The sequence below is a fragment of the Streptomyces sp. NPDC058308 genome (assembly GCF_042880275.1).
Taxonomy (GTDB): Bacteria; Actinomycetota; Actinomycetes; order Streptomycetales; family Streptomycetaceae; genus Streptomyces.
Map to the genome: position 1 here is coordinate 48,543 of NZ_JBHVZA010000011.1, position 26,898 is coordinate 75,440.

Annotated in this window: 23 protein-coding genes, 2 pseudogenes and 1 riboswitch; of the genes and pseudogenes, 11 read left to right on the forward strand and 14 right to left on the reverse strand. The window is 70.9% G+C overall.

Going from position 1 to position 26,898, the window contains the following annotated elements:
* Window positions 1–11: 11 nt before the first annotated feature.
* Window positions 12–1,514, reverse strand: a complete 1,503-nt coding sequence (locus ACFVYL_RS16955) for a gamma-aminobutyraldehyde dehydrogenase (protein WP_389716477.1) — start codon at window positions 1,512–1,514, stop codon at window positions 12–14.
* A 218-nt stretch (window positions 1,515–1,732) separates the two neighbouring features.
* Here ACFVYL_RS16955 and ACFVYL_RS16960 point away from each other — a divergent pair, with 218 nt between their 5' ends.
* A complete protein-coding gene (locus ACFVYL_RS16960) occupies window positions 1,733–2,290 on the forward strand; it encodes an NADAR family protein (protein ID WP_389716479.1) in 558 nt (185 codons plus the stop codon).
* A gap of 13 nt (window positions 2,291–2,303) precedes the next feature.
* On the opposite strand, the gene ACFVYL_RS16965 is transcribed toward ACFVYL_RS16960, so the two are convergent.
* Window positions 2,304–3,641, reverse strand: coding sequence for an MFS transporter (locus ACFVYL_RS16965; RefSeq protein ID WP_389716481.1), 1,338 nt, complete (start codon window positions 3,639–3,641; stop codon window positions 2,304–2,306).
* A 65-nt stretch (window positions 3,642–3,706) separates the two neighbouring features.
* Between ACFVYL_RS16965 and ACFVYL_RS16970 the strand changes: the two genes are divergently transcribed.
* A complete protein-coding gene (locus tag ACFVYL_RS16970) occupies window positions 3,707–5,026 on the forward strand; it encodes an aminotransferase class I/II-fold pyridoxal phosphate-dependent enzyme (protein ID WP_389716483.1) in 1,320 nt (439 codons plus the stop codon).
* Between the two features lie 21 nt (window positions 5,027–5,047).
* Here ACFVYL_RS16970 and ACFVYL_RS16975 read toward each other — a convergent pair whose 3' ends face one another.
* Together ACFVYL_RS16975 and ACFVYL_RS16980 are read right to left on the reverse strand one after the other, a co-directional pair.
* A complete protein-coding gene (locus tag ACFVYL_RS16975; protein WP_389716485.1) occupies window positions 5,048–5,554 on the reverse strand; it encodes a DUF4190 domain-containing protein in 507 nt (168 codons plus the stop codon).
* A 25-nt stretch (window positions 5,555–5,579) separates the two neighbouring features.
* The gene (locus tag ACFVYL_RS16980) at window positions 5,580–5,720 is read right to left on the reverse strand and encodes a hypothetical protein (RefSeq protein WP_389716486.1); all 141 of its coding nucleotides are present in this window, start codon (window positions 5,718–5,720) and stop codon (window positions 5,580–5,582) included.
* A 117-nt stretch (window positions 5,721–5,837) separates the two neighbouring features.
* Between ACFVYL_RS16980 and ACFVYL_RS16985 the strand changes: the two are divergent.
* The 3 genes and pseudogenes from ACFVYL_RS16985 to ACFVYL_RS16995 all read left to right on the forward strand — a co-directional run bounded on the left by ACFVYL_RS16985 (window position 5,838) and on the right by ACFVYL_RS16995 (window position 8,594).
* Window positions 5,838–6,979: pseudogene (locus ACFVYL_RS16985) on the forward strand (adenosine deaminase).
* A gap of 20 nt (window positions 6,980–6,999) precedes the next feature.
* Complete coding sequence (locus ACFVYL_RS16990; protein ID WP_389716488.1) at window positions 7,000–7,680, forward strand: glycerophosphodiester phosphodiesterase; 681 nt, start codon at window positions 7,000–7,002, stop codon at window positions 7,678–7,680.
* Window positions 7,681–7,703: 23 nt separating this feature from the next.
* Window positions 7,704–8,594: a DUF72 domain-containing protein gene (locus tag ACFVYL_RS16995; RefSeq protein ID WP_389716490.1), complete on the forward strand. Its 891-nt coding sequence runs from the start codon at window positions 7,704–7,706 to the stop codon at window positions 8,592–8,594.
* 62 nt (window positions 8,595–8,656) lie between these two features.
* Here the strand turns inward: ACFVYL_RS16995 and ACFVYL_RS17000 are convergent, their stop codons facing one another.
* Together ACFVYL_RS17000 and ACFVYL_RS17005 are read right to left on the reverse strand one after the other, a co-directional pair.
* Window positions 8,657–9,820, reverse strand: a complete 1,164-nt coding sequence (locus ACFVYL_RS17000) for a spermidine/putrescine ABC transporter substrate-binding protein (RefSeq protein ID WP_389716492.1) — start codon at window positions 9,818–9,820, stop codon at window positions 8,657–8,659.
* 389 nt (window positions 9,821–10,209) lie between these two features.
* Entirely contained in the window at window positions 10,210–11,649 is a 1,440-nt protein-coding gene (locus ACFVYL_RS17005) for a gamma-aminobutyraldehyde dehydrogenase (RefSeq protein ID WP_389716494.1), read from the reverse strand.
* Between the two features lie 165 nt (window positions 11,650–11,814).
* Between ACFVYL_RS17005 and ACFVYL_RS17010 the strand changes: the two genes are divergently transcribed.
* From ACFVYL_RS17010 to ACFVYL_RS17035, 6 genes and pseudogenes are all read left to right on the forward strand, one after another.
* On the forward strand, window positions 11,815–12,360 hold the full coding sequence (locus tag ACFVYL_RS17010) for an Lrp/AsnC family transcriptional regulator (RefSeq protein ID WP_389716495.1): 546 nt from the start codon (window positions 11,815–11,817) through the stop codon (window positions 12,358–12,360).
* Window positions 12,345–13,724: an aspartate aminotransferase family protein gene (locus ACFVYL_RS17015; RefSeq protein ID WP_389716498.1), complete on the forward strand. Its 1,380-nt coding sequence runs from the start codon at window positions 12,345–12,347 to the stop codon at window positions 13,722–13,724. The genes ACFVYL_RS17010 and ACFVYL_RS17015 overlap by 16 nt, the downstream gene beginning before the upstream one ends.
* Before the next feature lie 198 nt (window positions 13,725–13,922).
* Window positions 13,923–14,633, forward strand: a pseudogene (locus ACFVYL_RS17020) (ABC transporter ATP-binding protein); the annotation flags it as partial.
* A 380-nt stretch (window positions 14,634–15,013) separates the two neighbouring features.
* Window positions 15,014–16,192: a hypothetical protein gene (locus ACFVYL_RS17025; RefSeq protein WP_389716500.1), complete on the forward strand. Its 1,179-nt coding sequence runs from the start codon at window positions 15,014–15,016 to the stop codon at window positions 16,190–16,192.
* 99 nt (window positions 16,193–16,291) lie between these two features.
* Window positions 16,292–16,696 carry a VOC family protein gene (locus ACFVYL_RS17030; RefSeq protein ID WP_389716503.1) on the forward strand — a complete coding sequence of 135 codons (405 nt, stop codon included), beginning with the start codon at window positions 16,292–16,294 and terminating at the stop codon, window positions 16,694–16,696.
* Between the two features lie 71 nt (window positions 16,697–16,767).
* Window positions 16,768–17,919 (forward strand): LOG family protein, encoded by a 1,152-nt coding sequence (locus tag ACFVYL_RS17035; RefSeq protein ID WP_389716506.1) that lies wholly within the window; start codon window positions 16,768–16,770, stop codon window positions 17,917–17,919.
* A gap of 31 nt (window positions 17,920–17,950) precedes the next feature.
* Here ACFVYL_RS17035 and ACFVYL_RS17040 read toward each other — a convergent pair whose 3' ends face one another.
* From ACFVYL_RS17040 to tsf, 8 genes are all read right to left on the reverse strand, one after another.
* Window positions 17,951–18,991, reverse strand: a complete 1,041-nt coding sequence (locus ACFVYL_RS17040; RefSeq protein ID WP_389716508.1) for an ABC transporter ATP-binding protein — start codon at window positions 18,989–18,991, stop codon at window positions 17,951–17,953.
* Window positions 18,991–20,682, reverse strand: coding sequence for an ABC transporter permease (locus ACFVYL_RS17045; protein ID WP_389716510.1), 1,692 nt, complete (start codon window positions 20,680–20,682; stop codon window positions 18,991–18,993). Before ACFVYL_RS17045 ends, ACFVYL_RS17040 begins: the two co-directional genes overlap by 1 nt.
* Window positions 20,658–21,743: a thiamine ABC transporter substrate binding subunit gene (locus ACFVYL_RS17050; RefSeq protein ID WP_389716512.1), complete on the reverse strand. Its 1,086-nt coding sequence runs from the start codon at window positions 21,741–21,743 to the stop codon at window positions 20,658–20,660. Before ACFVYL_RS17050 ends, ACFVYL_RS17045 begins: the two co-directional genes overlap by 25 nt.
* Before the next feature lie 77 nt (window positions 21,744–21,820).
* Window positions 21,821–21,937: riboswitch (TPP riboswitch) on the reverse strand.
* Between the two features lie 42 nt (window positions 21,938–21,979).
* Entirely contained in the window at window positions 21,980–23,086 is a 1,107-nt protein-coding gene (gene rlmN, locus ACFVYL_RS17055; protein ID WP_389716514.1) for a 23S rRNA (adenine(2503)-C(2))-methyltransferase RlmN, read from the reverse strand.
* Window positions 23,087–23,189: 103 nt separating this feature from the next.
* The gene (locus tag ACFVYL_RS17060; protein ID WP_389716517.1) at window positions 23,190–24,299 is read right to left on the reverse strand and encodes a phosphatidate cytidylyltransferase; all 1,110 of its coding nucleotides are present in this window, start codon (window positions 24,297–24,299) and stop codon (window positions 23,190–23,192) included.
* Window positions 24,300–24,331: 32 nt separating this feature from the next.
* Window positions 24,332–24,889: a ribosome recycling factor gene (gene frr, locus ACFVYL_RS17065; RefSeq protein WP_361720724.1), complete on the reverse strand. Its 558-nt coding sequence runs from the start codon at window positions 24,887–24,889 to the stop codon at window positions 24,332–24,334.
* A 156-nt stretch (window positions 24,890–25,045) separates the two neighbouring features.
* The gene (gene pyrH, locus ACFVYL_RS17070; protein WP_389716520.1) at window positions 25,046–25,807 is read right to left on the reverse strand and encodes a UMP kinase; all 762 of its coding nucleotides are present in this window, start codon (window positions 25,805–25,807) and stop codon (window positions 25,046–25,048) included.
* A 185-nt stretch (window positions 25,808–25,992) separates the two neighbouring features.
* Window positions 25,993–26,829 carry a translation elongation factor Ts gene (gene tsf / locus ACFVYL_RS17075; protein ID WP_389716522.1) on the reverse strand — a complete coding sequence of 279 codons (837 nt, stop codon included), beginning with the start codon at window positions 26,827–26,829 and terminating at the stop codon, window positions 25,993–25,995.
* Between the last annotated feature and the right edge of the window lie 69 nt (window positions 26,830–26,898).

A 26,898-nucleotide genomic window follows, 5' to 3' on the forward strand; every position in this document is an offset into this window, starting at 1 on the left:
TGACGACGTGACTATCGGTCCCCGAAGATCGTGCGGTGCCAGTCCTTGCGGACCACCGCGGTGTTGTCGAACATGACGTGCTTGACCTGCGTGTACTCCTCGAAGGAGTACGCGGACATGTCCTTTCCGTAGCCGGAGGCCTTGTAGCCGCCGTGCGGCATCTCGCTGAGGATCGGGATGTGGTCGTTGACCCACACGCACCCGGCCTTGATCTCGCGGGTGGCGCGGTTGGCGCGGAACACGTCGCGGCTCCAGGCGGAGGCGGCGAGGCCGTACGGGGTGTCGTTGGCGAGCCGGATGCCCTCGTCGTCGGAGTCGAAGGGCAGCACGACGAGCACCGGCCCGAAGATCTCGGACTGCACGACCTCGCTGTCCTGCGCGGCGTCCGCGATGAGGGTGGGCTTGTAGTAGGCGCCGGGGTGTGCGAGCGCCTCGCCGCCGGTGACCACGCGCGCGTAGGACCGGGCCCGGTCGACGAATCCGGCGACGCGGTCGCGGTGCACGTGCGAGATGAGCGGCCCCATGTCGGTGCCCGGGTCGAAGGGGTCGCCGAGCCGCACGCTCTCCATGAGGTCGGCGACGCCCTGCACGAAGGCGTCGTAGAGGGGACGCTGCACGTACGCGCGCGTGGCGGCCGTGCAGTCCTGCCCGGAGTTGATGAGCGCACCGGCGACCGCGCCGTGCACGGCGGCCGCCAGATCGGCGTCGTCGAACACGACGAACGGCGCCTTGCCGCCGAGCTCCAGGTGCAGCCGCTTGACCGTGGCGGTGGCGATCTCGGCGACGCGCTTGCCGACGCCGGTGGACCCGGTGAAGGAGGTCATGGCCACGTCGGGGTGGCCCACGAGGTGCTCGCCCGCGTCGCGTCCGGCCCCGCTGACGATGTTGACGACACCGTCCGGGATGCCCGCCTCGGTGGCGGCCTGCGCGAACAGGAGTGAGGTGAAGGGGGTGAGCTCGGCGGGCTTGAGGACGATCGTGTTGCCCGCGGCGATGGCGGGGAGGATCTTCCAGGCCGCCATCTGCAGGGGGTAGTTCCAGGGGGCGATGGACCCGACGACACCGATGGGCTCTCGCCGTACGTACGAGGTGTGGTCACCGGTGTACTCGCCGGCCGACTGGCCCTGGAGGTGGCGGGCCGCGCCCGCGAAGAAGGCGGCGTTGTCGACGGTCCCCGGGACGTCGAACTCCCGGCTCAGCTTGATCGGCTTGCCGCACTGCAGCGACTCGGCCTGCGCGAACTCCTCGGCGCGCGCCGCGAGGACGCCCGCGAACCGGTGCAGGGCGTCGGAGCGCTCGCCCGGGGTGGCGCCCGCCCAGCCCGGGAAGGCCTCGGCGGCCGCGGCGACGGCGGCGTCCACGTCGTCCCTTCCGGCGAGCTCGTACGAGTGGACCTCGTCGCCCGTGGCGGGGTCGACGACGGCATGGCTGGTGCCCGACGTCCCCTTGGTCAGCCGCCCGGCGATGAACTGCGCGCCGTCCGCGAAGTGGTCCCGCGCCTGGAAGTTGTGCATGACGCTCTCCTCCGCCGCCCTCCCCGTCCCGCTGGGGTCGGCGTAGCTCCAGATCGATTTGAGTGACGATCCTGACAGAGCCCCGGTAGCCCAACAAGTGATTCCGTTGTTGCCTTTTGGTTACGCGACGAAATCTGTCGGTGAGGTGTCGACCAGGTGTCGAGTCCCCCCGGAAAACCCGGGACGGAGTGTCCGTGGTGCGTGCCAGACTCGCGTGCATGACGGAGAACGACTCGATCCGGACGGTGGAGGCGCTGGTCCGCGCGGTGCGCGCGGGCGAGAAGGTGAAGTACCTGCACTTCTGGGGCCACACCCCGCGCCGCGACGGCACGCTGGGCGCGAGCTGCCTCAGCCAGTGGTGGCCCTCGCCCTTCACCGTGGACGGCGTGCGGTACGCGACGGCCGAGCACTGGATGATGGCCGCCAAGGCCCGCCTCTTCGGTGACCCGGAGGCGGAGCGGGCGGCCCTCGCGGCCCGGACCCCCGCGGAGGCGAAGAAGGCGGGCCGGCTCGTACGGGGCTTCGACGAGGCGACCTGGACGCGTGAGCGCTTCGACATCGTGGTCAGGGGCAGCACGCACAAGTTCGCCTCGGACCCCGCCCTGCGCGACTTCCTCCTGGGCACGGGCCACCGGGTCCTGGTCGAGGCGAGCCCCCTGGACCGCGTCTGGGGCATCGGCCTGGCGGCCGACGATCCCCGGACGGACGACCCCGCCCGGTGGCGGGGGCCCAACCTGCTGGGCTTCGCCCTCATGGAGGCCCGCTCCCGCCTCTGACCGGCGGGTCGCCTCACATGGGCCGGGGAGTCGCGGCCTCGCTCGGCGCGGGGTCCCCCGGGGCCGGACCGCCGCCCGCCACGACGGGGCCTGCCGCGGTGCTCCGCCCGCTCAGCCGCTTGCGTACCAGACGGCTCTGCGCCGCCACCGTCACGATCACGCCCGCGCCGAGGACCGGCCAGGCGAGCGGGCCCGCCGCGATCACGGCGGTGACCAGCAGCGGTCCGCCGCTGCGCTGGGCAGACGAGGACAGGCCGTGCACTCCGAGGTAGGCGCCCTGGGCGTCGCCAGGGGCGAGCGCGATCGAGAGCTCCCAGGAGGCGATGGCGTGCAGTATCTCCGCGAAGGTGAGGGCGACGGCCGCGACCGTGAGGGCGGCGACGGCGAGCCACGTGCCACCGAGCGTGGAGGCGCTCAGCGCGGCGCACCCGACGACGAAGCAGCCCGCGAGCGGGACGAGGAGCGCGCGGGCCCGCTCCGGCGTACTGCCGAACCGGGACAGCGGGACCTGGCAGCAGACGACCAGCACGCAGTTGAGCACCATGAGGAGCGGCGCGAGGCCGTGCGGGGCGTCGGTGGCGTGGACGATCCACAGGGGGATGCCCACCTGGAGCACCGCGTCGTCGAGGAAGAGGGCCGCTTCGGTGACCGTGAAGAGCAGGTAGGAGCGGTCGCGCCAGGGATTGGACGCCGGGGCGACGGGCGCGGTCGCGGTCCCGGTGGCCGTCGGGTCGGTGACCACCCGGGACGGTGAAGGCGGTTCGGCGCAGCGCAGGGTGAGGGCCGCGGCGGCGAGGAAGCTGACCACGTTCCCGATGAGCAGCGCCTGGTAGGCGTGGGTGGTGCCGACGGCGAGAGCGAGCGCACCGGCCAGACCGCCGAGGGCCCAGCCCGCGTTGGAGACGGTGCGCTGCACCGCCTGGTACCTGGTGCGGTCCGGGCCCGCGATCCGGGCGGCGTACAGCTTGGTGAGCACGTTGGCGCCGCGGTCGGCGAGGCTGTTGACGGCCGAGTACAGCAGGAGCAGCGCGAAGTCGTCCGTCGTGAGCAGTGCCAACAGCGCGATGGCCTGCTGGAGTTGGGCGCCGATGATGATGCGGGTGACCGGGAAGCGGTCGGCGAGGTGGCCGGCGAGCGGGGCGCCCGCGATGCCGACGGCGCCCGAGACTCCGAGCAGGACGCCGACCTCGGCGACGGACAGCCCGGTGACCAGGGTGAAGTAGAGGGCGGCCGCCCCCATCCAGAGTCCGGTCCCCACCTTGTTGATCAGGGCGATCCAGAGCATGCGGCGGCCGTCGGCACCCCCTGGTATCCGTGCGTACAACGCGGCCCGCTGTTGACTGAAGCTCACCCATCCCCCTGGACGTGCTGGTGTCGACTTGACTCAGTTTTTTGTACCGGTACATAATCTCTTACGTGGCAGCACAATATGTGATCAGTGGTTCGACCGCCAAGGGCATTACCGCGTCGGTCGAACAGGCCGTGGCCGACGGCGGATTGGCGCCGGGGGCCGCGCTGCCTCCGGTGCGCAGGCTCGCCGACGACTTGGGGGTCAGCGCAGGCACGGTCGCGACGGCCTACAAGGAACTGCGCCAGCGCGGGATCGTGGTGACCCGCGGCCGGGGCGGAACGGTCGTGGCGCAGGCCCCGGCGGTGGGGACCCGCAGGCCGCCCAGGGCGCCCCAGGGAGTGCGCGACCTGGCGGGCGGGCATCCGGATTCGGCTCTGCTGCCGGTCCTGACGCCACCCGCCCGGGTGGAGCCGGTGGGCGGATCGCACCGCGCGGCGCCGCGCCTCGCGGGACTCGAGGAGCTGGCCCGGGAGTGGTTCGCGCGGGACGGGGTGCCACCGGAGCGGGTGACCTTCGCGCACGGGGCGCTTGACTGCATGGCCCGGCTGCTCTCGGTGGAGCTGAAGCCGGGTGACACGGTGGCCGTGGAGGACCCCGGCTTCCACCATCTCCTCGACCTCGTACCGGCATTGGGGCTGCGCATGGCGCCGGTGGCCGTGGACGACGAGGGCATCAGGCCGGACGCGCTGCGCGGCGCGCTGCGGGCGGGTGCCAGGGCCCTGGTGTGCAGCCCGCGCGGGCAGAACCCGATGGGCGGCCGCTTCACGGCGGCGCGGCGCGATGCGCTGCTCGACGCCCTCGACGGCCATCCGGACGTCCTCGTCGTCGAGGACGACCACAACGCCGAGGTGGCGGGCGCGGCCCCGCACTCACTGGCGACCGGCGGGCTCCCGCGCTGGGCGCAGGTGCGCACCGTCTCCAAGCACCTCAGCATCGACCTGCGGTGGGCGGCCCTCGCGTGCGACGCCACCACGCTGGCCCGGCACGAGGGGCGGATGCTGCTCACCTCAGGGTGGGTCAGTCACGTACTGCAGGAGACGGTCGAGCGGACGATGACCGACCCCGCGACGCGCGAGGTGGTGGGGCGGGCCGAACGCGCCTACACGGAGCGGCGCGAGGCGCTGATCCGTGAGCTCGACCGGCACGGGATCACGGCGCGGGGGGCGAGCGGGATGAACGTATGGGTGCCCGTGCGGGACGAGTCCGCGGTGGTCAACGGGTTGCGCTCGCGGGGGTGGTGGGTGGCCGCGGGCGCGCGCTTCCGCATCGCCACGCCCACCGCCGTGCGCATCACCACGTCCGCGCTCCAGACGGCGGACGCGGTCCGCCTGGCCGCGGACTTCTCCGCCGTGCTCGACGAGTCGGAGGCCACGTACGGGGGGTGAGCCGGGGCCGCGCGGGGCGGCTCAGGAGGCCGACGTCGCCGAATAACCCGGGTCGTCCGGCGAGGAGTTCGCGTCCGTGTAGTCGTCGGGCAGCACGATGAGGAGCACCAGGAACGCCACGCCCAGGGCGATGCCCGCGGCTCCGCAGATGATCCCGGCGAGGGCCTGCCCGCCGTTCGTCGCCTCGCCCCGCCGCGCCTTCCCGCGCCCCACCGCGCCGAAGATCACCGCGAGGATGCCGAGGATGATCGCCAGCGGCCACAGGCAGAAGCCGACGGCCGCGATGATCCCGAGGACCAGCCCGGTCACGCCCATGCCGTTCGCGGGCGCCATCGGCATGGCGGGCCAGCCGTAGCCGGGTCCGCCCTGGCCGCCGGGGTGCCCCGGGTAACCGGGGTATCCCGGATAACCCTGGTAGCCGGGGGGCCCGGGCTGCCCCTCGTACCCCGGAAAACCGCCCGGCCCCTGATGCCCGTACCCGTACGGCACCTGCCCCGGCCCGTCCGGCGCGACCGGAGGCGGCGGCACGGGCTCGCCGGGCGCCGCGAAGGGGTTACCGGCCTGCGGACTCGGCGGCGGAAGCGGAGACGGGGTCGGAGATGCAGACGGGGAGGGAGAGCGAGAGGGTGACTGCGGCGGAGGCGGAGGCGGAAAGGCCCCCGGCCCCGGCGAGCCCTCCGCGGGCGGCGCCCACGGATCCCGCTCCTCAGGCTCCCCCGGCGCCCCCTCGCCGGGCACGGCATCGTCCTCGGACTTCGCGGACATGACGGGTCACCTCTTTCGTACGTTCCGTCATGCTACGGCCCCAGCTTTGCCCGCGCCGACCGCCGCCTACGATGATCCCGACCCACCGATCAGCCGATCAAACCCGTTCCTGGGGAGGAAACCGTGACCGAGCAGCAGAAGACCGCACCCGCGACAGCCGGCGACCCGCACGCCTTCATCGCCGGACTGCCCAAGGCGGAACTGCACGTGCACCACGTGGGCTCGGCCTCCCCCCGCATCGTCTCCGAGCTGGCCGCCCGGCACCCCGACTCCGCGGTGCCGACCGACCCCGAGGCGCTCGCCGACTACTTCACGTTCACGGACTTCGCGCACTTCATCAAGGTCTACCTGTCCGTCGTGGACCTGATCCGCACCCCGGAGGACGTGCGCCTGCTCACCTACGAGGTGGCCCGCGACATGGCGCGGCAGAACGTCCGCTACGCCGAGCTGACCATCACCCCCTTCTCCTCCGTCCGCCGCGGCATCGACGACCGCGCCTTCATGGACGCCATCGAGGACGCCCGCAAGGCCGCCGAGAGCGAGTTCGGCACCGTACTGCGCTGGTGCTTCGACATCCCGGGCGAGGCCGGCCTCGAATCGGCCGAGGAGACGGTCCGCCTTGCCACCACCGACAAGCTGCGCCCCGAGGGCCTGGTCTCCTTCGGCCTCGGCGGGCCCGAGGTCGGCGTCCCGCGCCCGCAGTTCAAGCCGTACTTCGACCGGGCCATCGCGGCGGGCCTGCACTCGGTCCCGCACGCGGGCGAGACGACGGGCCCCGAGACGGTCTGGGACGCCCTGAACCACCTGGGCGCCGAGCGCATCGGCCACGGCACGACCTCCGTGCAGGACCCGGAGCTCCTCGCCCACCTCGCCGAGCACGGCATCCCGCTGGAGGTCTGCCCGACCTCGAACATCGCGACGCGCGCGGTCCGCACCCTCGACGAGCACCCGATCAGGCAGTTCGTGGCGGCCGGGGTGACCGTCACCGTCAACTCCGACGACCCGCCCATGTTCGGCACGGACCTGAACAGCGAGTACGCCGTCGCGGCCCGTCTCCTCGGCCTCGACGAGCGCGGCATCGCGGACCTCGCGAAGAACGCCGTGGCGGCGTCCTTCCTCGACCCGGCGGGCAAGGCCCGGATCGCGACGGAGATCGACACGTACACGGATACGTGGCTGGCCCGGTAGGACGGCACCACAATGGGCCCATGCGCACCGTGACTGCTGTGGCCCACCGAGGCGATCCCTACCGCGTCCGCGAGAACACCCTCCCGTCCCTGCGCTCCGCGCTCGACCGGGGCGCGGACGCGGTGGAGATCGACGTCCGCCTGACCAGCGACGGCGTGCCCGTCCTGCTGCACGACGCGACGCTCAAGCGTCTGTGGGAGTGCGACCGGCCGATCGCCGCCCTCTCCGCCGCGGAGGTCGACGGCCTCACCGAGGGCGGCGTGCCGACCCTCGAAGCGGCCCTCGCGGCCACCGAGGGGCACCGGCTCATGATCGACCTGCCGGGCGCGTCCTACGACGACGTGCGCGCGGTCGTCGGGGCCGTCGCGGAGTGCCGCGCTGCGGAGCGGGTGTACTACTGCGCGGGCGGGGAGACGATGCTCGCCGTCCGCGCTGCCGATCCGGGCGCGGAGATCGCGCTGACCTGGACGACCCTGGCCCCGCCCCGCCCCGTCCTGCTCGACGCGGTCAAGCCGCGCTGGCTGAACTACCGCTTCCCGCTGGTCGACCGCGAACTGGCGATCCACGTGCGCCGCCACGGCATGCTCCTCTCGGCCTGGACCCCCGACACGCGCCGCTCGATGCGCCGCCTGCTCGCCGCGGGCGTCGACTCGATCACCACCAACCGCATCGACGTGCTGGCTTCCCTGCGCACCTCCTGAGCTCCACGGGGTACCCGGGCCGGATGAGCGAGATTCTGGTGGGGACCTGTTCGTGGACGGACCGCGCGCTGTTGGCCAGCGGCTGGTACCCGCGGGGCCTGCGGGACTCGGCGGGAAGACTGCGGCACTACGCCGGCCGCTTCCCGCTCGTCGAGGTCGACTCGACGTACTACGCACTCCCCCAGGTCCGCAACAGCCACCTGTGGGCAGAGCGCACGCCGGACGGCTTCCGCTTCGACGTGAAGGCGTTCTCGATGCTCACCGGGCACCGGACGCGGCAGGCCGCGCTCCCGCCCGACCTGCGCGGGCGGGTGGCGGGACCCGAGCTCGTCGACGCCGTGTGGCAGCGCTTCCGCGACGCGCTCGAACCGCTGCGCGCCGCGGACCGGTTGGGGACCCTGCTCTTCCAGTTCCCGCCGTGGTTCACCCCCGGCAGCCGGGCGGAGGACACCCTCGCGGAGTGCGCGCGCCGCGCCGCGGGGTGGCCGGTGGCCGTGGAGTTCCGGCACCCGGACTGGTGGAGCGAGGACCGAGGGCCCGGTACGGCCGCGCTCCTGGCGGAGCTGGACCTGGCGGCGGTGGCGGTCGACACGGCGCAGGGCCTGCCGCACTCCATGCCCCCGGTCACCCCGGTCACCGCTCCCCGGCACGCCGTGGTCCGCTTCCACGGCCGGAGCGAGGTGTGGGGCACCGGCTCCAAGGAGGACAAGTTCCGGCACACCTACACGGAGGCGGAGCTCGCCCAGTGGCTCCCGCGCATACGCCACCTGGCGGAGCGGTCCGAGGAGGTCCACGTCCTGTTCAACAACTGCTGCGCGGACGCGTCCGTGCGGGCGGCGGAGACGATGAGCCGCCTGCTCGCCCGGCAGGACACCGGCCCGCGAGAGAGCGGCATGACAGCCGGACGGGACTGAGACTCGTCACACCCCGACCGGCGCCCCCTACACCCCTCCTACAACCCCACTTACAACCCCACTTACAACCCCACCAACGAATTCCACCGCTTCGCGAACTCCGTCCGCTCCTTCGACGTGATGTCACGCGCGATCACGAGCCGCTTGCGCATCGCGTCGTCCGGGAAGATCAGGGGGTCCTCGGCGAGGGCGGCGCGGTCCTTGTCCTTGGCGGAGGCGAGGACGTCGCGGGCGGCCGGGACCGGGCAGACGTAGTTGACCCAGGCGGCGAGCTCCGCCGCCACCTCCGGCTCGTAGTAGTGGTCGATGAGCCGCTCGGCGTTCCGCTTGTGGCGGGCCAGGTTGGGGATCATCAGGGACTCGGCCCACAGCTCCGCGCCCTCCTCGGGGACGACGAACTCGATGTCCGGGTCGTCCGCCTGGAGCTGGATGACGTCGCCGCTGTAGGCCTGGCAGGCCAGGACGTCGCCGCTGGAGAGGTCCTTGATGTAGTCGTTGCCGGTGAAGCGGCGGATGTGGTGGCTGTTCACCATCTTCTCGACCCTGTCGCACATCCGGTGGAAGTCGTCCGCATCCCACTTGGTGATGTCCACGCCGTCGCCCTGCAGGAGGAGCGCGAACGCCTCGTCGAGGCCCGAGAGGAGCGTGACCCGGCCCTTGAGGTCGTCGGCCCACAGGTCGGAGACCTGCTTGATCTCGCGGCCGACCTTCCGCTTGTTGTACGCGATGCCGGTGATGCCCGACTGCCACGGGACGGTGTACTTGCGCCCCGGGTCGAAGTGCGGGGAGCGCAAGAGCGGGTCCAGGTACTTGGTGACGTTCGGCTGCCGGGCCCGGTCCATCTCCTGCACCCAGCCGAGCCGCACGAAGCGGGCGCACATCCAGTCGCTGATGACGATGAGGTCGCGGCCGGTCTCCTGATGGTTCATCAGGGACGGGCTTATCTTGCCGAAGAACTCGTCGTTGTCGTTGATCTCCTCCGTGTAGCGGACGTCGATGCCGGACCGCTTCTCGAAGGCGTCCAGCGACGGGCGCCTCGTCTTGTTCTCGTCGTCGGTGTCGATGTACAGGGGCCAGTTGGCGAACGTGAGCTTCTTGTCGCGCGCCGAGCGGTCGCCCGCGGAGCGTTCGTCCGGCGCGATGTACGCGGCGGGCACACCGCACCCCGCGAGCGCGCCGACGGCGGCACCGCCGCCCAGGACGCGCAGCAGGGAACGGCGGGACACGGAGGAGGCTATGGGGTTCGCTCGCACCCCGGCAGCATGCGCCCGCGCGCGGGGCGCCCGCAATGGACGCAGCGTCGAGCCGCACCGCGTGGAGCCGACACCTTGTCGATCAGCCGGCGCCCGACACACCGCGTCCCTTACCCGGCGTACGTCACGCGGGCTTCAGCCACACGGGGGCGGGGAGTGGGTGCGCTGCGGATCTTTTGCAGAGAAGAGAAAGAAGGAAGCACACCACGGAGCCGCCCCCGCGTACACGACGGTACGCGGGGGCGGAATGCGAGTCACACGGTTCTCGCCGGGCCAGGGATCGCCCCTCAAGGGGCGCGGGGAACTGCGCGAGCAACCCCCACGGGCCGCAGAGGCAAACAGCGAGCAACCCGGCAGACGGACTAGCCTTCGATGGACGTCATCACGTGCTTGATGCGCGTGTAGTCGTCGAAGCCGTACGACGAGAGGTCCTTGCCGTAGCCGGACTTCTTGAAGCCGCCGTGCGGCATCTCGGCGACGAGGGGGATGTGCGTGTTGATCCAGACGCAGCCGAAGTCGAGGACCTTGGACATGCGCATCGCGCGCGCGTGGTCCTTCGTCCAGACGGAGGAGGCGAGCGCGTAGTCGACGCCGTTCGCGTACTCGACGGCCTGCGCCTCGTCCGTGAAGGGCTGGACGGTGATGACGGGTCCGAAGACCTCGTTCTGGATGATCTCGTCGTCCTGCTTCAGGCCCGACACCACGGTCGGCGCGAAGAAGTAGCCCTTGTCGCCGACCCGCTGGCCACCCGCCTCGACCTTGGCGTGCGCGGGGAGCCGCTCGATGAAGCCGGTGACCTGCTTCAGCTGGTTGGCGTTGTTGAGCGGGCCGTAGAGCACGTCCTCGTCGTCCGGCCGGCCGGTCTTCGTGTCGGCGGCGGCCTTGGCGAGGGCCGTCACGAAGTCGTCGTGGATGGACTCGTGGACGAGCACGCGGGTGGCGGCCGTACAGTCCTGGCCCGCGTTGAAGAAGCCCGCCACCGAGATGTCCTCGACGGCCTTGGCGATGTCGGTGTCCTCGAAGACGACCACGGGGGCCTTACCACCCAGCTCCAGGTGGACCCGCTTGAGGTCCTTGGACGCGGACTCGGCGACCTGCATGCCGGCGCGCACGGAGCCGGTGATGGAGGCCATCGCGGGGGTCTTGTGCTCGACCATCAGGCGGCCGGTGTCGCGGTCGCCCGTGACGACGTTGAAGACGCCGGGCGGCACGATGGAGCCGATGATCTCGGCCATCAGGACGGTCGACGCGGGGGTCGTGTCCGACGGCTTGAGCACCACCGTGTTGCCCGCGGCGAGCGCCGGGGCGAACTTCCAGACGCCCATCATCATGGGGTAGTTCCACGGCGCGACCTGCGCGCAGACGCCGATCGGCTCGCGGCGAATGATGGAGGTCAGACCCTCCATGTACTCGCCGGCGGCACGGCCTTCGAGCATCCGGGCCGCACCCGCGAAGAAGCGGATCTGGTCGACCATGGGCGGGATCTCCTCGGACCGCGTGAGTCCGATCGGCTTGCCGGTGTTCTCGACCTCGGCCGCGATGAGCTCCTCGGCCCGCTCCTCGAACGCGTCGGCGATCTTGAGCAGGGCCTTCTGCCGCTCGGCGGGGGTCAGGTCGCGCCAGGCGGGGAACGCGTCGGCGGCGGCCTTCATGGCGGCGTCGACGTCGGCCTGACCCGACAGCGGCGCGGTCGCGTACGCCTCGCCGGTCGCCGGGTTGATGACCTCGGTGGTCCGTCCGTCGGCCGCGTCCCGGAATTCTCCGTTGATGTAGTTGCGCAGACGGCGCAGCTCGGTGGTCACTTCCGCGGCCCTCCAAGTCAGATGTCCAGTGGATGAGACACCCACCCTAGTCGCTGCACCGACGCTTTCAACATACCCAGCGGCCCAGAACTGCGGAATCCGTGACGATTGAAGTCTCAGACAACGAATTTCATCGATCTGGCCTTGCGTAAGTGACGAGACGTCGTGCAGAGTGAGCTCGTGGCCAGTCGCAGCGCAGACCCCAACAGCCCCCGCGGCTCCCGCACCGGAAACCCGGGCGGGAGCGGCAACGGGAACGGCACTCCCCCCGTGGACGCCGTCTCCCTGGCGATCATCGAGCAGCTCCAGGAGGACGGACGCCGTCCGTACGCCGCCATCGGCAAGGCCGTGGGCCTCTCCGAGGCGGCCGTGCGCCAACGCGTCCAGAAGCTGCTCGACCAGGGCGTGATGCAGATCGTCGCCGTCACGGACCCGCTCACCGTGGGCTTCCGCAGGCAGGCGATGGTCGGCATCGACGTCGAGGGCGATGTGGACCCGGTCGCGGACGCGGTGGCCGCCATGCCGGAGGCCGAGTACGTGGTGATGACCGCGGGCTCGCACGACCTCCTGGTGGAGATCGTCTGCGAAGACGACGACCACCTGCTCGAAGTCATCAACAAGCGCATCCGCGCCCTCCCCGGTGTGCGCTCCACCGAGAGCTTCGTCTACCTAAAGCTCAAGAAGCAGACCTATATGTGGGGAACCCGATAGCCGTGAGCAAGGACCTCAGCCGAACCGCGTACGACCACCTGTGGATGCACTTCACCCGCATGTCGGACTACGAGAACGCACCCGTGCCCACCATCGTGCGTGGCGAGGGCACCTACATCTTCGACGACAAGGGCAAGAAGTACCTCGACGGCCTCTCCGGCCTGTTCGTGGTCAACGCGGGACACGGTCGTCACGAGCTCGCCGAGACCGCGTACAAGCAGGCGCAGGAGCTGGCCTTCTTCCCGGTCTGGAGCTATGCCCACCCGAAGGCCGTCGAGCTGGCGGAACGCCTCGCCGACTACGCGCCGGGCGACCTCAACAAGGTCTTCTTCACCACCGGTGGCGGCGAGGCCGTCGAGACCGCGTGGAAGCTGGCGAAGCAGTACCACAAGCTCACCGGCAACCACACGAAGTACAAGGTCATATCCCGCGCGGTCGCCTACCACGGCACCCCGCAGGGCGCCCTGTCCATCACCGGTCTGCCCGCCCTGAAGGCCCCCTTCGAGCCGCTGGTCCCCGGCGCGCACAAGGTGCCGAACACCAACATCTACCGCGCCCCGATCCACGGCGACGACCCCGAGGCCTTCGGCCGCTGGGCCGCCGACCAGATCGAGCAGGAGATCCTCTTCGAGGGCCCGGAGACGGTCGCCGCCGTCTTCCTGGAGCCGGTGCAGAACGCGGGCGGCTGCTTCCCGCCCCCGCCCGGCTACTTCCAGCGCGTACGCGAGATCTGCGACAAGTACGACGTGCTGCTCGTCTCGGACGAGGTCATCTGCGCCTTCGGCCGCCTCGGCACGATGTTCGCCTGTGACAAGTTCGGCTACGTCCCGGACATGATCACCTGCGCCAAGGGCATGACCTCGGGCTACTCCCCGATCGGCGCCTGCATCATCTCGGACAAGCTCGCCGAGCCGTTCTACAAGGGCGACAACACCTTCCTGCACGGCTACACCTTCGGCGGCCACCCCGTGTCGGCCGCGGTGGGCGTCGCCAACCTCGACATCTTCGAGAAGGAGGGTCTGAACCAGCATGTCCTCGACAACGAGGACGCGTTCTACCAGACCCTGCGCAAGCTGCACGACCTGCCGATCGTCGGCGACGTCCGCGGCAACGGCTTCTTCTACGGCATCGAGCTCGTGAAGGACAAGGCCACCAAGGAGACGTTCAACGACGAGGAGACCGAGCGCGTCCTGTACGGCTTCCTCTCCAAGGCGCTCTTCGAGAACGGCCTGTACTGCCGCGCCGACGACCGCGGTGACCCGGTCATCCAGCTCGCCCCGCCGCTGATCTCCGACCAGAGCACCTTCGACGAGATCGAGGGGATCCTGCGCCGGGTCCTCACGGAGGCGTGGACGAAGCTCTGACCGTCCGTACGGCCCGTCGTACGATTGAGTGATCAACACCGGCCCCGGGGGCGCCCGTTCGAGTGAGAACGGACGCCCCCGGGCCGCGTCGTTTCCGGGCATGTCCGCCCGAATCCATAGCGTGCCCAGTGACCGATCGGCCCCGCCTTCGTTCCCCCGTACGGGGGAGTCGAGCTGATCTGAACCGAGGTGTACGCCATGGTGGCCCCGCCGGACAACGACGTGCTGTGGGCACGCGCACTGCACGTCAAGCACAACGGCTCCCCCGCCCTCACCGGCGTCTCGCTCGGTGTCCGCGAGGGCGAGATCCTCGCCGTCAACGGCCCGCGCGGCTCCGGCAAGACGACGCTCCTGCAGTGCCTGTCGGGACAGCTGCTCCCCCAGCAGGGCGAGGTGTGGTTCAACAGCACCCCCGTCCACACGATGGGCCCGCTCGTACGCGAACGCCTGCGCCGCGACCGCTTCGGCTGGATCGACCCCGAACCGCGGCTCGTCCCCGAACTCACCGCCTGGGAGAACGTCGCGCTGCCGCTGATGCTGCGCGGCGCATCCCACCGGGTCTCCAAGCCCGCCGCCCTGGAGTGGCTGGACCGCCTCGACATCGGCATGTGCGCCCGCAAGCGCCCGCACGCCCTGCTGCAGTCCGAACGCCAGCGCATCGCCATCGCCCGCGCCCTGGTCACCACGCCGTCCGTGCTCTTCGCCGACGAGCCCACCGCCACGCTGCACCGCGCCGACCGGGCCCACGCCCTGCGCACCCTGACGACGGCGGCCCGCTCGCACGGCATCACCGTCGTCCTGGCCACGCACGACGCGGACGTCGCCACCCTCGCCGACCGCACGGTGACGCTGCTCGACGGACGGCGCGTGAACACGGTGCACCTGCCGGGCGCGGAGGGGATCGCGGCGATCGTGGGGGGTGCGGGGCGGGGGGCTGCCTCGGGGGCGGCTTCGGGGGCGGCTTCGGGGGTGGCTTCCGGTGCTGGTGCGGTTGGTGAGAGTGATGTGGTCAGTGCGGCCGAGGCTGCCGGAGCATCTGGCGGGGCCGACGCTGCGTCTCCTGCCGACGCCACGAGTCCAGCCGATACACCAGAGACACCCGCGACACCCGCGACACCCGATGCACCCGGTGCACCCGATGCGTCAGGCGGACCCGACCCGGTCGGCGGCTCCGCGGCCGTCGGCCCGGCCGAGGCCACGACCACGGCCACCACCGGCACCACCGGCACTGGCACTGGCACCGGCACCGGCACCGGCACCATCACTCCCGCCACGGAAGGCCGGGCCGCGTGCTCGCTCTCCGTCTAGCCCGCGGGGCGCACCCCCTCGTCCAGCTGCGGCGCCTCCTCGTGGCCGCCGCGTCCGCCGGCACCGGCTTCCTGCTGCTGTGCACCCTGGCGTACGCGATGGAGCATCCGGGAGCGGGAGCCGTGCTGCGTCTCGCGTGGTGCCTCGCGCCGATCACCGCCACCGTGTACTTCGCCGTCGCCGTGGCCCGCACCGACCCCGGCACCCGGCCGCGCAGCGGGCTCTCCGCGGTGGGCCTCGGCCCCGGCCGCCTGATGGTGCTCGCGGCGATCTCCACGGCCGTGTCCTGCGTCCTCGGCTCCATGGTGGCCCTGCTCTTCTTCCTGCACCTGCGCGGCGACATCAGGGGCCTGCCCTTCGACGGGGCGGCGACCGACCTGCTCGCCGGCGGCGAACCGCTGCCGCTCGCGGGCGCGCTGACCCTGCTCGCCCTTGTCCCGGTCGCCGCGTCGGCCGCCAGCGCCCTCGTACTGCGGCCGCGGTCCGTCAAGACCACCGGCGCGGCGGACGGCGCGGAGCCCGCCGCGGACCCGGACGCTCCGGCCCGGCCGCCGGGCGGCCTGCCCTGGGGCGTCGCTCTCCTTGCGGCGGGCCTCGCCGTCGAGACGTACGCGAGCGGCTCCGGCGGCCGGGCGAGCGGCGGCTTCCCGATGCCGGGCGGCGGCGCCGACGGCAGCCCGGTGGGTGTCCTCGCGGGCTGGGCCCTGACTGCCCTCGGCCTCGTGCTCGCGGGCCCGGGCCTCACCTGGCTCAGCGGGCGGATCCTGCAGGCGGTGCGGCCCGGCGCGGTACGGCTGCTGGCCGGACGTGTCCTTCAAGAGGAGGCGCGGCGCATCGGACGGCCGCTCGGCGTGCTGTGCGCGGTGGCGTCGGGCGCGTACGCGTCGCTCATCCTGTACGCGGGGCCGAGCCCGCGGATGGGGCCGCTCACCACGCTCGGCGGGCTGCTCGTCGCGGGCTGCGCGGTCCTGACCCTGGCCACGGCGGCGGTCGAGGCCAAGCAGTCCCGCTCACACACGACGGGCGCGCTGCTGCGGCTCGGGGCGCCCGCGACGCTCCTTCGCGGTTCGGCGGCGCTTCGCGCGGGCGCGCTCGCCATCGTGTTCGGGCCGCTGACCTGGATCGTCGCGGAGCTGGCCGCGCTGCCGCTGGCGCGCTGAGGGAACGTCACGAGAAAAGTTCCCGCCGGTCGATGAGTTCCGAGTCGAACGGATGTCTACCCCTCCGTAAGACACACGCACTCACCGGGAGAGACACTCATGTACCAGCAGATGATCTTCGTGAACCTGGCCGTGTCCGATGTCGCCGCGTCGAGGAAGTTCTTCACGGAGCTCGGCTACTCGATCAACCCGCAGTTCTCGACCGACGCGTGCGCGTGCGTGACGATCAGCGACACCATCGTCGCCATGATGCTGAGCAAGGAGCACTACGCGAACTTCACGCAGAAGGAGATCGCGGACGCCACGAAGACCAGCGAGACGCTGATCTGTCTGAGCGCCGAGAGCAGAGAGAAGGTCGACGAGCTCGTCGACAAGGCGGTCGCCGCGGGTGGCACGGCCGGCAAGGTCCAGGACTACGGCATGATGTACGGCCGCGCGTTCGACGACCTGGACGGCCACACCTGGGAAATCATGTGGATGGACCCGTCGCAGGTCCAGGGCTGAGACGCGGGGCGGAACGGCCCCGGCGCACCCGCGGGACGAACCCCGCCGGACCCCCTGCTTAGCATGGGCGGATGCAGCCGACTTCCGAACGCACGTCCGCCCCGCGACTTCCCGGCGAGGATCGTGAGATCGAGACCCTCGCCGAGTTCGACGACGTCTCCGGCCGTGGCGCCCTCGCCGGGTGCCGCGTCCAGGCCGTCGACCTGACGGAGCGGACCGCCGCGCTCCTCGCGGCCGACGTCGCGGGCGCCGTCTTCCTCGGCTGCCCGATGCGCGAGGACGCGGCGGCGAAGGTGCGGGCCGGCGGCGCGCTGGTCTTTCCGCCGGTCCCGGGGCTGCCGTTCAACCCGTACCGCGGTCTGCTGTACTCCCCCGACGACCTGTTCGCCGGCCTCGCCGACGGCGGGTACGAGGCGACGCCGGACGCCCACGCGTACGCCTGGTTCCAGCGGACCAAGGCCGACGGCGACGTCTTCTCGTCGATGCTGCGCGCCATTCACGACGACTCCATCTCCGACGCCCTCGACGAGCACCTGGTCGGGGCCCGGGTGGTGGGCGTCATGGGCGGCCACGCGATGGCCCGCGGCACCGACTCCTACGCGGGTGCGGCGCGGCTCGGCCGCGCGCTGGCCCGCGCGGGGTTCACGGTCGCCACGGGCGGCGGCCCCGGCGCGATGGAGGCCGCCAACCTCGGCGCCTACGCCGCGCCCCTCGACGACGAGATGCTGGACGACGCCCTCGAACTCCTCGCCAAGGCCCCGTCGTTCACGCCGTCGGTCACCGACTGGGCGCAGGCGGCGTTCACCGTCCGCGAGCGCTGGCCCGCCGGTGGCTCCTCGGTGGGCATCCCCACCTGGTTCTACGGCCACGAGCCGCCGAACGCGTTCGCCTCCCACCTGGGCAAGTACTTCGCCAACGCCACCCGCGAGGACGGCCTCCTGGCCCGCTCGAACGCGGGCGTCGTCTTCCTGCCGGGCGCGGCCGGCACGGTCCAGGAGGTCTTCGACAACGCCACGCCCAACTACTACGAGTCGCGCGGCGAACCCACCCCCATGGTCCTGGTCGACCACACCCACTGGACCGAGCACCTGCCGGTGTGGCCGCTGCTCCAGTCACTCGCCCGCGACCGCTCGATGGAATCGCGGATCGCCCTGGTGGACCGGGTGGAGGACGCACCGGCCGCGCTGCGAAGGCTCGGGGCGGTGTCGAAGGTGACGGGGTAGCGGCAGCTCCCCCTCAGCCCGCCCCTCCCCCTCAGCCCGCCCCTCCCCCGAGCACCACCACATCCCCCGCATCGAACGCGACACCCACCGTCTCGCCCACCCCCGGCGCTTCGCGCAACGCGCAGGCCGCCTCCAGGCGTGGGCCCTCCTTCGGCTGCAGGCGCACGGCGACGTGCGTGCCGCGGAAGGTCCGGGCCACCACCTCGCAGGGCAGTCCGTCGTCGAGGGGGACCAGGCGCATCCCGGCGGGGCGGACCAGGATCTTGTGCCGTCCGGCGGGTGTGCCCGCCGGTACCGGGATCCGGCCCCACACGGTCTCGGCGGCCCCGCCCTTCACCGTCGCGTCGACGACGTTGTCGAAGCCGAGGAAGCGCGCCACGAACTCGTCCGCCGGGTGCTGCCACACCTCAAGTGGCGTGCCGGACTGGGCGATCCGGCCGTCGCGCATGACGACGACGCGGTCGGCGAGCGCGAAGGCCTCGCCCTGGTCGTGCGTGACGGCGAGCACGGTGGTACCCAACTCGTCGAAGAGTTCCCGCAGTTCGACGACCAGACGTTCCCGCAGCGAGCGGTCGAGCTGACCGAGCGGCTCGTCGAGCATCAGGAGGCGGGGCCGCGGGGCCAGCGCACGCGCGAGGGCGACCCGCTGCTGCTCGCCGCCCGAGAGCGAGGCCACCGCGCGCCGCTGCGCGTTCGGCAGCCCGACGAGCTCCAGCAACTCGGCGACGCGGTCGGCCTGTTCGGCCCGCGACGCGCCGTGCATGCGCAGCCCGAACGCGACGTTCCCCGCCACGTCGCGCTGCGGGAAGAGCTGGTGATCCTGGAACATCAGGCCCACGCCCCGCTTGTGCGCGGGCACCCCGCGCTGGTCGCGCCCGCCGAGGAGGACTTCCCCGCCGTCGAGCCCCTGGAGCCCGGCGACCACCCGCAACAGCGTCGACTTGCCGCTGCCGCTCGGCCCGAGCACGCAGACGATCTCGTGCTCCTCGACCTCGAGGCCGACGGCGTCGAGCGCGGCCCGCGCCCCGAAACGTACCGTCGCCTCCCGCAGGCTCAGCAAGGCGTCCGTCATCAGAACTCTCCCGTGGTACGGCTCGTCCGAACGCGTTCCAGGAGCAACAGCGACACCGCGCACACCACCATGAGTATCGTCGAAAGGGCCATCGCCTGGCCGTAGTTGAGGTCCCCGGCCCGGCCGAGCAGCCGCGCCACGGCGACCGGCAGCGTCGGGTTGTCCGGCCGCGCGATGAAGACGGTCGCCCCGAACTCGCCGAGCGACACGGCGAAGGCGAACCCGGCGGCGATCAGCAGCGCCCGCCGCACCATCGGCAGGTCGACCTCCCGCCACGCCCGCAGCGGCGACGCCCCGAGCACCGCGGCGGCCTCGCGAAGGCGCCCGTCCACCGCGCGCAGGACGGGCAGCATGGTGCGTACGACGAAGGGCACGCCGACCAGCGCCTGAGCCAGCGGTACCAGGATCCAGGTGGCCCGGAGGTCGAGCGGCGGCTTGTCCAGGGTGATCAGGAAACCGAAGCCCACGGTCACCGCGGAGACCCCGAGCGGCAGCATGAGCAGCGCGTCGAAGCCCCGGACGAGGCGCCCGGCACGGCGCGTGAGCGCGGCGGCCGCGAGCCCTCCGATGACGACCGCGATGGCGGTGGCCACGACCGCGTACTCCAGGGAGTTGCGGACCGCCTCGATCGGCGGCACGAGGAAGGCGCCGCCGTCCGCCGAGGTCAGCTCCTTGTAGTAGGTGAGGCCGAAGCCGTCGGGACCGTCGAAGGAGCGCTGGATCAGCACCCCGAGCGGCAACAGGATCAGCAGGGCGACCGTCGCCATGACGAGTCCGAGCAGCGTCCACTGCCCGGCGCCGCGCGGTCGCCGCGCGACGGCCGACGCGTCCACGAGCTTCAGTGCGCTCTCGCGCCGCCTCGCCGTCCACGCGTGCACGGCGAGGATCAGCCCCACCGCCACGAACTGCACGATCGTCAGGACGGCGGCCGTCGGCAGATCGAGCAGCTGGGCGGTCTGCCGGTAGATCTCCACTTCGAGGGTGGAGTACGCGGGTCCGCCGAGGATCTGCACGACGCCGAAGGAGGTGAAGGTGAAGAGGAACACCATGAGCGCGGCAGCGGCCACCGCCGGCCCGAGCGCGGGCAGCGTCACCGTCCGCCACGCCGTCCAGCGCGAGGCGCCGAGCATCCGCGCGGCCTCCTCCTGCCGCGGGTCGAGCTGCGACCAGAGCCCGCCGACCGTGCGGACGACGACCGCGTAGTTGAAGAAGACGTGCGCGAGCAGGATCGCCCAGACGGTGGTGTCCAGGCGCACGCCCCACAGCTCGTCGAAGAGTCCGCCCCGCCCGATCAGCGCGAGGAAGGCGGTCCCGACGACGACCGTGGGCAGCACGAACGGCACGGTGACGACGGCCCGCAGCGCCTGCTTGCCGGGGAAGTCGAAGCGCGCGAAGACGTACGCGCCGGGGAGCGCGATCAGCAGCGTCAGCGCGGTCGACGCGAGCGCCTGCCAGGTGGTGAACCACAGCACGTGCCGGATGTCGGACTCCCCGAGCACCTCCGTGATCCGCCCGAACTGCCAGACGCCGTCGATGTGCAGCCCGCGCGCGACGATCGCCGAGACCGGATAGGCGAAGAAGAGCGCGAAGAACGCGACGGGCCCGGCCATCAGACCCAGCCGCGCCGCGCTCCCCCGGCTGAAGCCCGCGCGGGAGCGGGACTTCGTTACTTCAGTACGAGCGAGGTCCACGACTTGATCCACGGCTCGCGGTTGTCGGCGATCTTCTTCGGGTCCATGGTCTGCGGCTTGTCGACGCGCACGCCGTGCTCCGTGAACAGCTCGGGCAGCTTCGTACCCTCGCGCACCGGGTTCACGAACATGTTCAGCGGCATGTCCTCCTGGAACTCCTTGCCCGCGAGGAAGTCCAGGAGCGCCTTGCCGCCCTTGGTGTTCTTGGCGTTGCTCAGCAGGCCCGCGTACTCGACCTGGCGGAAGCAGGTGCCGGTCGCGACGCCGGTCGGCGCCTGTTTCGGCTGCGGCTTGCCGAAGAGCACCTCGACGGGTGGCGAGGAGGCGTACGAGACGACGAGAGGCCGGTCGCCCTTGGCCTTCTTGCCTCCGGCAGACCCGGAGAACTCCTCGTTGTAGGCCTGCTCCCAGCCGTCGACGACCTTCACGCCATTCGCCTTGAGCTTCTTCCAGTAGCTCTCCCAGCCCTTGTCGCCGTACTTCGCGGCGGTGCCGAGCAGGAAGCCGAGGCCGGGCGACGAGGTCGAGGTGTTCTCGGTGACCAGCAGGTCCTTGTAGGCGGGCTTGGTCAGGTCCTCGAAGGACTTCGGCGGCGCCAGCTTCTTGTCGGCGAAGTACTTCTTGTCGTAGTTCACGCAGATGTCGCCGCTGTCCACGGGCGTCACCCGGTGCTTGTCCTGGTCGACGCGGAACTCCGGCTTGATCTGCGCCGAGCCCTTGGCCTCGTACGACTGGAAGAGGCCGTTGTCGAGCGCCCGCGACAGGAGCGTGTTGTCGACGCCGAAGAAGACGTCGCCCTGCGGGTTGTCCTTGGAGAGGATCGCCTTGTTCACCGCGGCGCCCGCGTCGCCGTCCTTGAGGACGTGGACCTGGTACCCGGAGCGCTTCTCGAAATCCTTCAGCACGTCCTTGGAGACGTTGAAGGAGTCATGGCTGACGAGCGTCACGCTCTTGGAGCCGGACGTCCCTGAACCGCCGTCGGAACTGCCGCACCCTGAGACGGCGACGAGCCCGAGGCCCGCCGCCAGCGCGGTGAACGTGACCTTCTTGGTGGTGCTCACTGAAACTTCCTCCTGGGTGTCCAGGAAGAGACGCGGCCCTGCCCGCCGGCCAGGTGGCCGCGGGCAGGGCGCTACAGCTTGAGTCGTGCCCGAACTCCCTACCCGGAATGACCCGGGCGAGGTTCAGAGGGTCTGCGGCCCACCTGTCCAAGGTGCCGCACTCTCAGCGCTGTGGCGCTCCCCTGTCGGAAATATGCAGATGTGTGTACGAGGCGTACGCCCGCACGCCCGTCAGACTACCTCTCGGCCGCGGCGAGCTGGCCGCACGCTCCGTCGATCTCCTGGCCCCGGGTGTCCCGGATCGTGACCGGCACACCGTGGGCGGCGATGGCCGCCACGAACGCCTTCTCGTCCTCGGGGCGCGACGCGGTCCACTTCGAGCCCGGCGTCGGGTTCAGTGGGATCAGGTTCACGTGCACCGGCTTGTTCTTGAGCAGCCGCCCGAGCCGGTCACCACGCCATGCCTGGTCGTTGATGTCGCGGATCAGCGCGTACTCGATGGAGAGGCGGCGGCCCGACTTGGCCGCGTACTCCCAGCCCGCGTCGAGCACCTCGCGCACCTGCCACCGGGTGTTCACCGGTACGAGGGTGTCGCGGAGCTCGTCGTCCGGGGCGTGCAGCGAGATCGCGAGCCGGCACTTGAAGCCCTCGTCGGAGAACCGGTGGATGGCGGGCACGAGCCCCACCGTCGACACCGTGATCCCGCGCTGCGACAGGCCGAGGCCGTCCGGCTCCGGGTCGGTGAGGCGGCGGATGGCGCCGGTCACGCGGTTGTAGTTGGCCAGCGGCTCGCCCATGCCCATGAAGACGATGTTGGAGAGCCGCGCGGGCCCGCCCGGGATCTCACCGTCCCTGAGCGCGCGCATCCCGTCGACGATCTGGTGCACGATCTCGCCCGTCGACAGGTTCCGGTCGAGGCCGGCCTGGCCGGTGGCGCAGAACGGGCAGTTCATGCCGCAGCCCGCCTGGGAGCTGATGCACATGGTGACCCGGTCCGGATACCGCATCAGCACCGACTCGACCAGCGTCCCGTCGAAGAGCCGCCAGAGCGTCTTGCGCGTCGTGTCGTCGTCACAGCTGATGTGCCGCACCACGGACATCAGGTCGGGCAGCAGCGCCTCACGGAGCTTCTCGCGCGCGCTGGCGGGAATGTCGGTCCACTCCGCCGGGTCGTGCGCGTACCGCGCGAAGTAGTGCTGCGAGAGCTGCTTGGCGCGGAAGGGCTTCTCGCCGATGGCGGCGACGGCTTCCTTGCGCTCGGCGGGCGAGAGGTCGGCGAGGTGCCGCGGGGGCTTCTTGGCTCCGCGGGGCGCGACGAAGGTGAGTTCTCCGGGTACAGGCATGGTCCTTCCAGTGTCGCAGACATACGACAAGGGGCTCGCCGCCCTGTGGACAACGAACCCCTCACGTACATATGCGCAGGTCAGACGGTGTACGCCGGAACGCTCATCCCGATCCGACGAAGAGCACGAGCAGCAGCCAGACCACCGGCGCCGTCGGCAGCAGCGAGTCGAGGCGGTCCATGATGCCGCCGTGTCCCGGCAGCAGCGTGCCCATGTCCTTGATGCCGAGGTCCCGCTTGATCATCGACTCGCCGAGGTCGCCGAGCGTGGCGCTCACCGCGACCGCGAAGCCGATCACCAGACCCTGCCACCACGCGCCGTCGTCGATCAGGAACTGCAGGCACAGCGCGCCCGCGGCCATCGCGAAGGTGACCGCGCCGACCAGGCCCTCGCGGGTCTTGCCGGGGCTGATGCGCGGCGCCAGCTTGTGCTTGCCGAAGCGCCAGCCGATCGCGTACGCACCGGTGTCGCTGACGACGGTCAGGAGCAGGAAGGTGAGCACCCGCTTCGGACCGTCGTCCGCGGTGAGCATCAGCGCCACGAACGTGGCGAGGAACGGGACGTAGAAGGCGGCGAAGACCCCCGCCGTGACGTCCTTCAGATAGCCCTCAGGGGGCTCGGTCATGCGCCAGACGAGGACCGCGAGCGCGGTGAGGGCCATCGCGACCCACGCGCCCTCGGGCCCGCGCACGTACCCGGCGACGACCATCGCCGCGCCGCCCACCGCGAGCGGCACGAGCGGCGCCTTGATGCTCTTGCGCTCCTCGAGCCGCGAGGTGAGCTCCCAGAGGCCGACCACGACCGCGACCGCTATGACGCCGATGAAGACGGCCTTCACGATGAAGAGCGACGCGATGATCAGCGCGCCGAGTCCCACACCGACTCCTATGGCCGCACCGAGATCGCGGCCCGCGCTCTTCTTCTGCGGTGCCACCGGGGCGGGCTGCGGCTGAGGTGCGCTGGGCATGGGCTCCTGCGGAGGCTCGTCACGGAACAGGGGGCCGCCCATCGGAGTGGCCCCCCGGTCGTCGTCCTGGTCTCCGCCGTTCACGGGTACGTCGGGCACGATGGGCATGGGCTGCGTCTCAGACGGAAACAGCGCGTCCTGCGCATCGTACGCGGGACCTGGCGGGGTCGCCCCCTGACCAGGTCCGTGGTCGGGCGGCCCCCAATACCCGGCTCTGGGCGGCGCCCCCCAGGAAGAGTCGTTCACGGATCGGTTCCCTGATTCCTCGGACTCGAGACTCAGACTTCGAGCAGCTCGGCTTCCTTGTGCTTGAGCAGCTCGTCCACCTGGGCGACGTACTTGGCGGTGGTGTCGTCGAGCTCCTTCTCGCCGCGGCGGCCCTCGTCCTCTCCGATGTCACCGTCCTTGATCGCCTTGTCGAGGGCCTCCTTGGCCTTGCGACGGATCGACCGGATCGAGATCTTGGAGTCCTCGGCCTTGGTCTTGGCGACCTTGATGTACTCCTTGCGGCGGTCCTGGGTCAGCTCAGGGAACGTCACACGGATGATATTGCCGTCATTGCTCGGGTTGACGCCGAGGTCGGAGTCCCGGATCGCCTGCTCGATGTTGCGCAGCGCGCTCTTGTCGAACGGGGTCACCACGGCCATCCGCGGCTCGGGCACCGAGAACGAGGCCAGCTGGTTGATCGGCGTAAGGGCGCCGTAGTAGTCAGCCACGATCTTGTTGAACATCGCCGGGTGCGCACGGCCGGTGCGGATCGCGGCGAAGTCCTCCTTGGCGACCACGACGGCCTTCTCCATCTTCTCCTCGGCCTCGAGGAGGGTCTCTTCGATCACCACTTGCTCCTGCGTGTCTTGAGTAGGCCCGGCCAGCACAGGGCGGCCGGCTGCGTCGCGTGTCTTTCCTGCACGGTGTCCGACCGGCAGGGCTTTGTCCATCCCCTCAAAGGCCGTCTCGTATACGTCCCTTGAGGCTGGTCCAGGTCCCGGAGGTCAGGCCCGGTTTCCCTGGTCGCCCACGAGTGTGCCGATCTTCTCACCCTTGACCGCCCGGGCGATATTGCCTTCGGAGAGCAGCTCGAAGACGAGGATGGACAGTTTGTTGTCCCGGCACAGCGTGATCGCGGTCATGTCGGCGACCTTCAGGTCCTGGGTGATGACCTCGCCGTAGCCGAGCGCGTCGTACTTCACCGCGTCGGGGTTGGTCCTGGGGTCGGAGTCGTAGACCCCGTCCACGCCGTTCTTGCCCATGAGGAGCGCCTCGGCGTCGATCTCCAGGGCGCGCTGCGCGGCGGTGGTGTCAGTGGAGAAGTACGGCATGCCCATGCCTGCGCCGAAGATGACCACGCGGCCCTTCTCCAGGTGCCGCACGGCGCGCAGCGGGATGTACGGCTCCGCGACCTGCCCCATGGTGATGGCGGTCTGGACGCGGCACTCGATGCCCTCCTTCTCCAGGAAGTCCTGGAGGGCGAGGCAGTTCATGACCGTGCCGAGCATGCCCATGTAGTCGGAGCGGGCCCGGTCCATGCCCCGCTGCTGGAGCTCGGCGCCGCGGAAGAAGTTGCCGCCGCCGATGACGACGGCGATCTGCGCGCCGTCACGGACGACAGCCGCGATCTCGCGGGCGATGGCGTGCACCACGTCAGGATCGACCCCGAGGCCGCCTCCACCGGCGAACGCCTCGCCGGAGAGCTTCAGCAGGAAGCGTCCGGCAACTTTGTCGTCGTCACTCTTCGAGTCGGCCTTGGTGGTCATGTGGTTCTCGCTTCTCTTACTTGGCACACATGCGAAGAAGGCCACTGCCGGTGGGGTGTCGTTCGCATCCCATGCTCGGCAGCGGCCTCCTCGTCAGATCCTGCGGTCGTACATCGCGCACGAGGACCGTGCGCGGGCGACCGCTGTCGACCCTAGCGGGGTCTACCGTCGATCGCGGTACGGACTCAGATGCCGACCTTGATGCGCGAGAAGCGCTTCAGGGTGACACCGGCCTCGGCGAGAACCTTCTCGACCGACTTCTTGTTGTCCAGCGCGTACGGCTGGCCGAGGAGGGTGGCCTCCTTGAAGAAGCCGTTGACGCGACCCTCGACGATCTTCGGCAGCGCGGCCTCGGGCTTGCCCTCGGCGCGGGTGGTCTCCTCGGCGACGCGACGCTCGGTCTCGACGACCTCGGCCGGGACGTCCTCGCGGGAGAGGTACTTCGGCGCGAAGGCGGCGATGTGCTGGGCGATGCCCTTGGCGACGTCGGCGTCGGCCTTGTCCAGCTCGACGAGGACACCGATCTGCGGGGGCAGGTCGGGCATCGTGCGGTGCATGTACGCGGAGACGTAGGCGCCCGAGAACTGCGCGAAGCGGTCCAGGACGATCTTCTCGCCGAGGTTGGCGTTGGCCTCGTCGACGTACGCCTGGACGGTCTTGCCGGCCTCGATCTCGGACGCGAGCAGCGCCTCGAGGTCGGCCGGGGTCGTCTTGGCGATGTGGGCGGCGAGGTTGTTCGCCACGGCCTGGAACTTGTCGCCCTTGGCGACGAAGTCCGTCTCGCACTTCAGCTCGACGATGACACCGGAGGTGTTGTCGTCGGCGATGAGGGAGACCACCGCGCCGTTCTCGGCAGAGCGGCCCTCGCGCTTGGCGACGCCCTTCTGACCCTTGATGCGGAGCGCCTCGACGGCCTTGTCGACGCTGCCATCGGCCTCGTCGAGCGCCTTCTTGCAGTCCATCATGCCGGCGCCCGTGAGCTCACGGAGCTTCTTGACGTCAGCGGCGGTGTAGTTCGCCATGATCGAAAATTCTCTCTCGAAGTCTGAAAGATCTACGGAGGTCTACGGGTGAACGGCGGGGGCCGATCG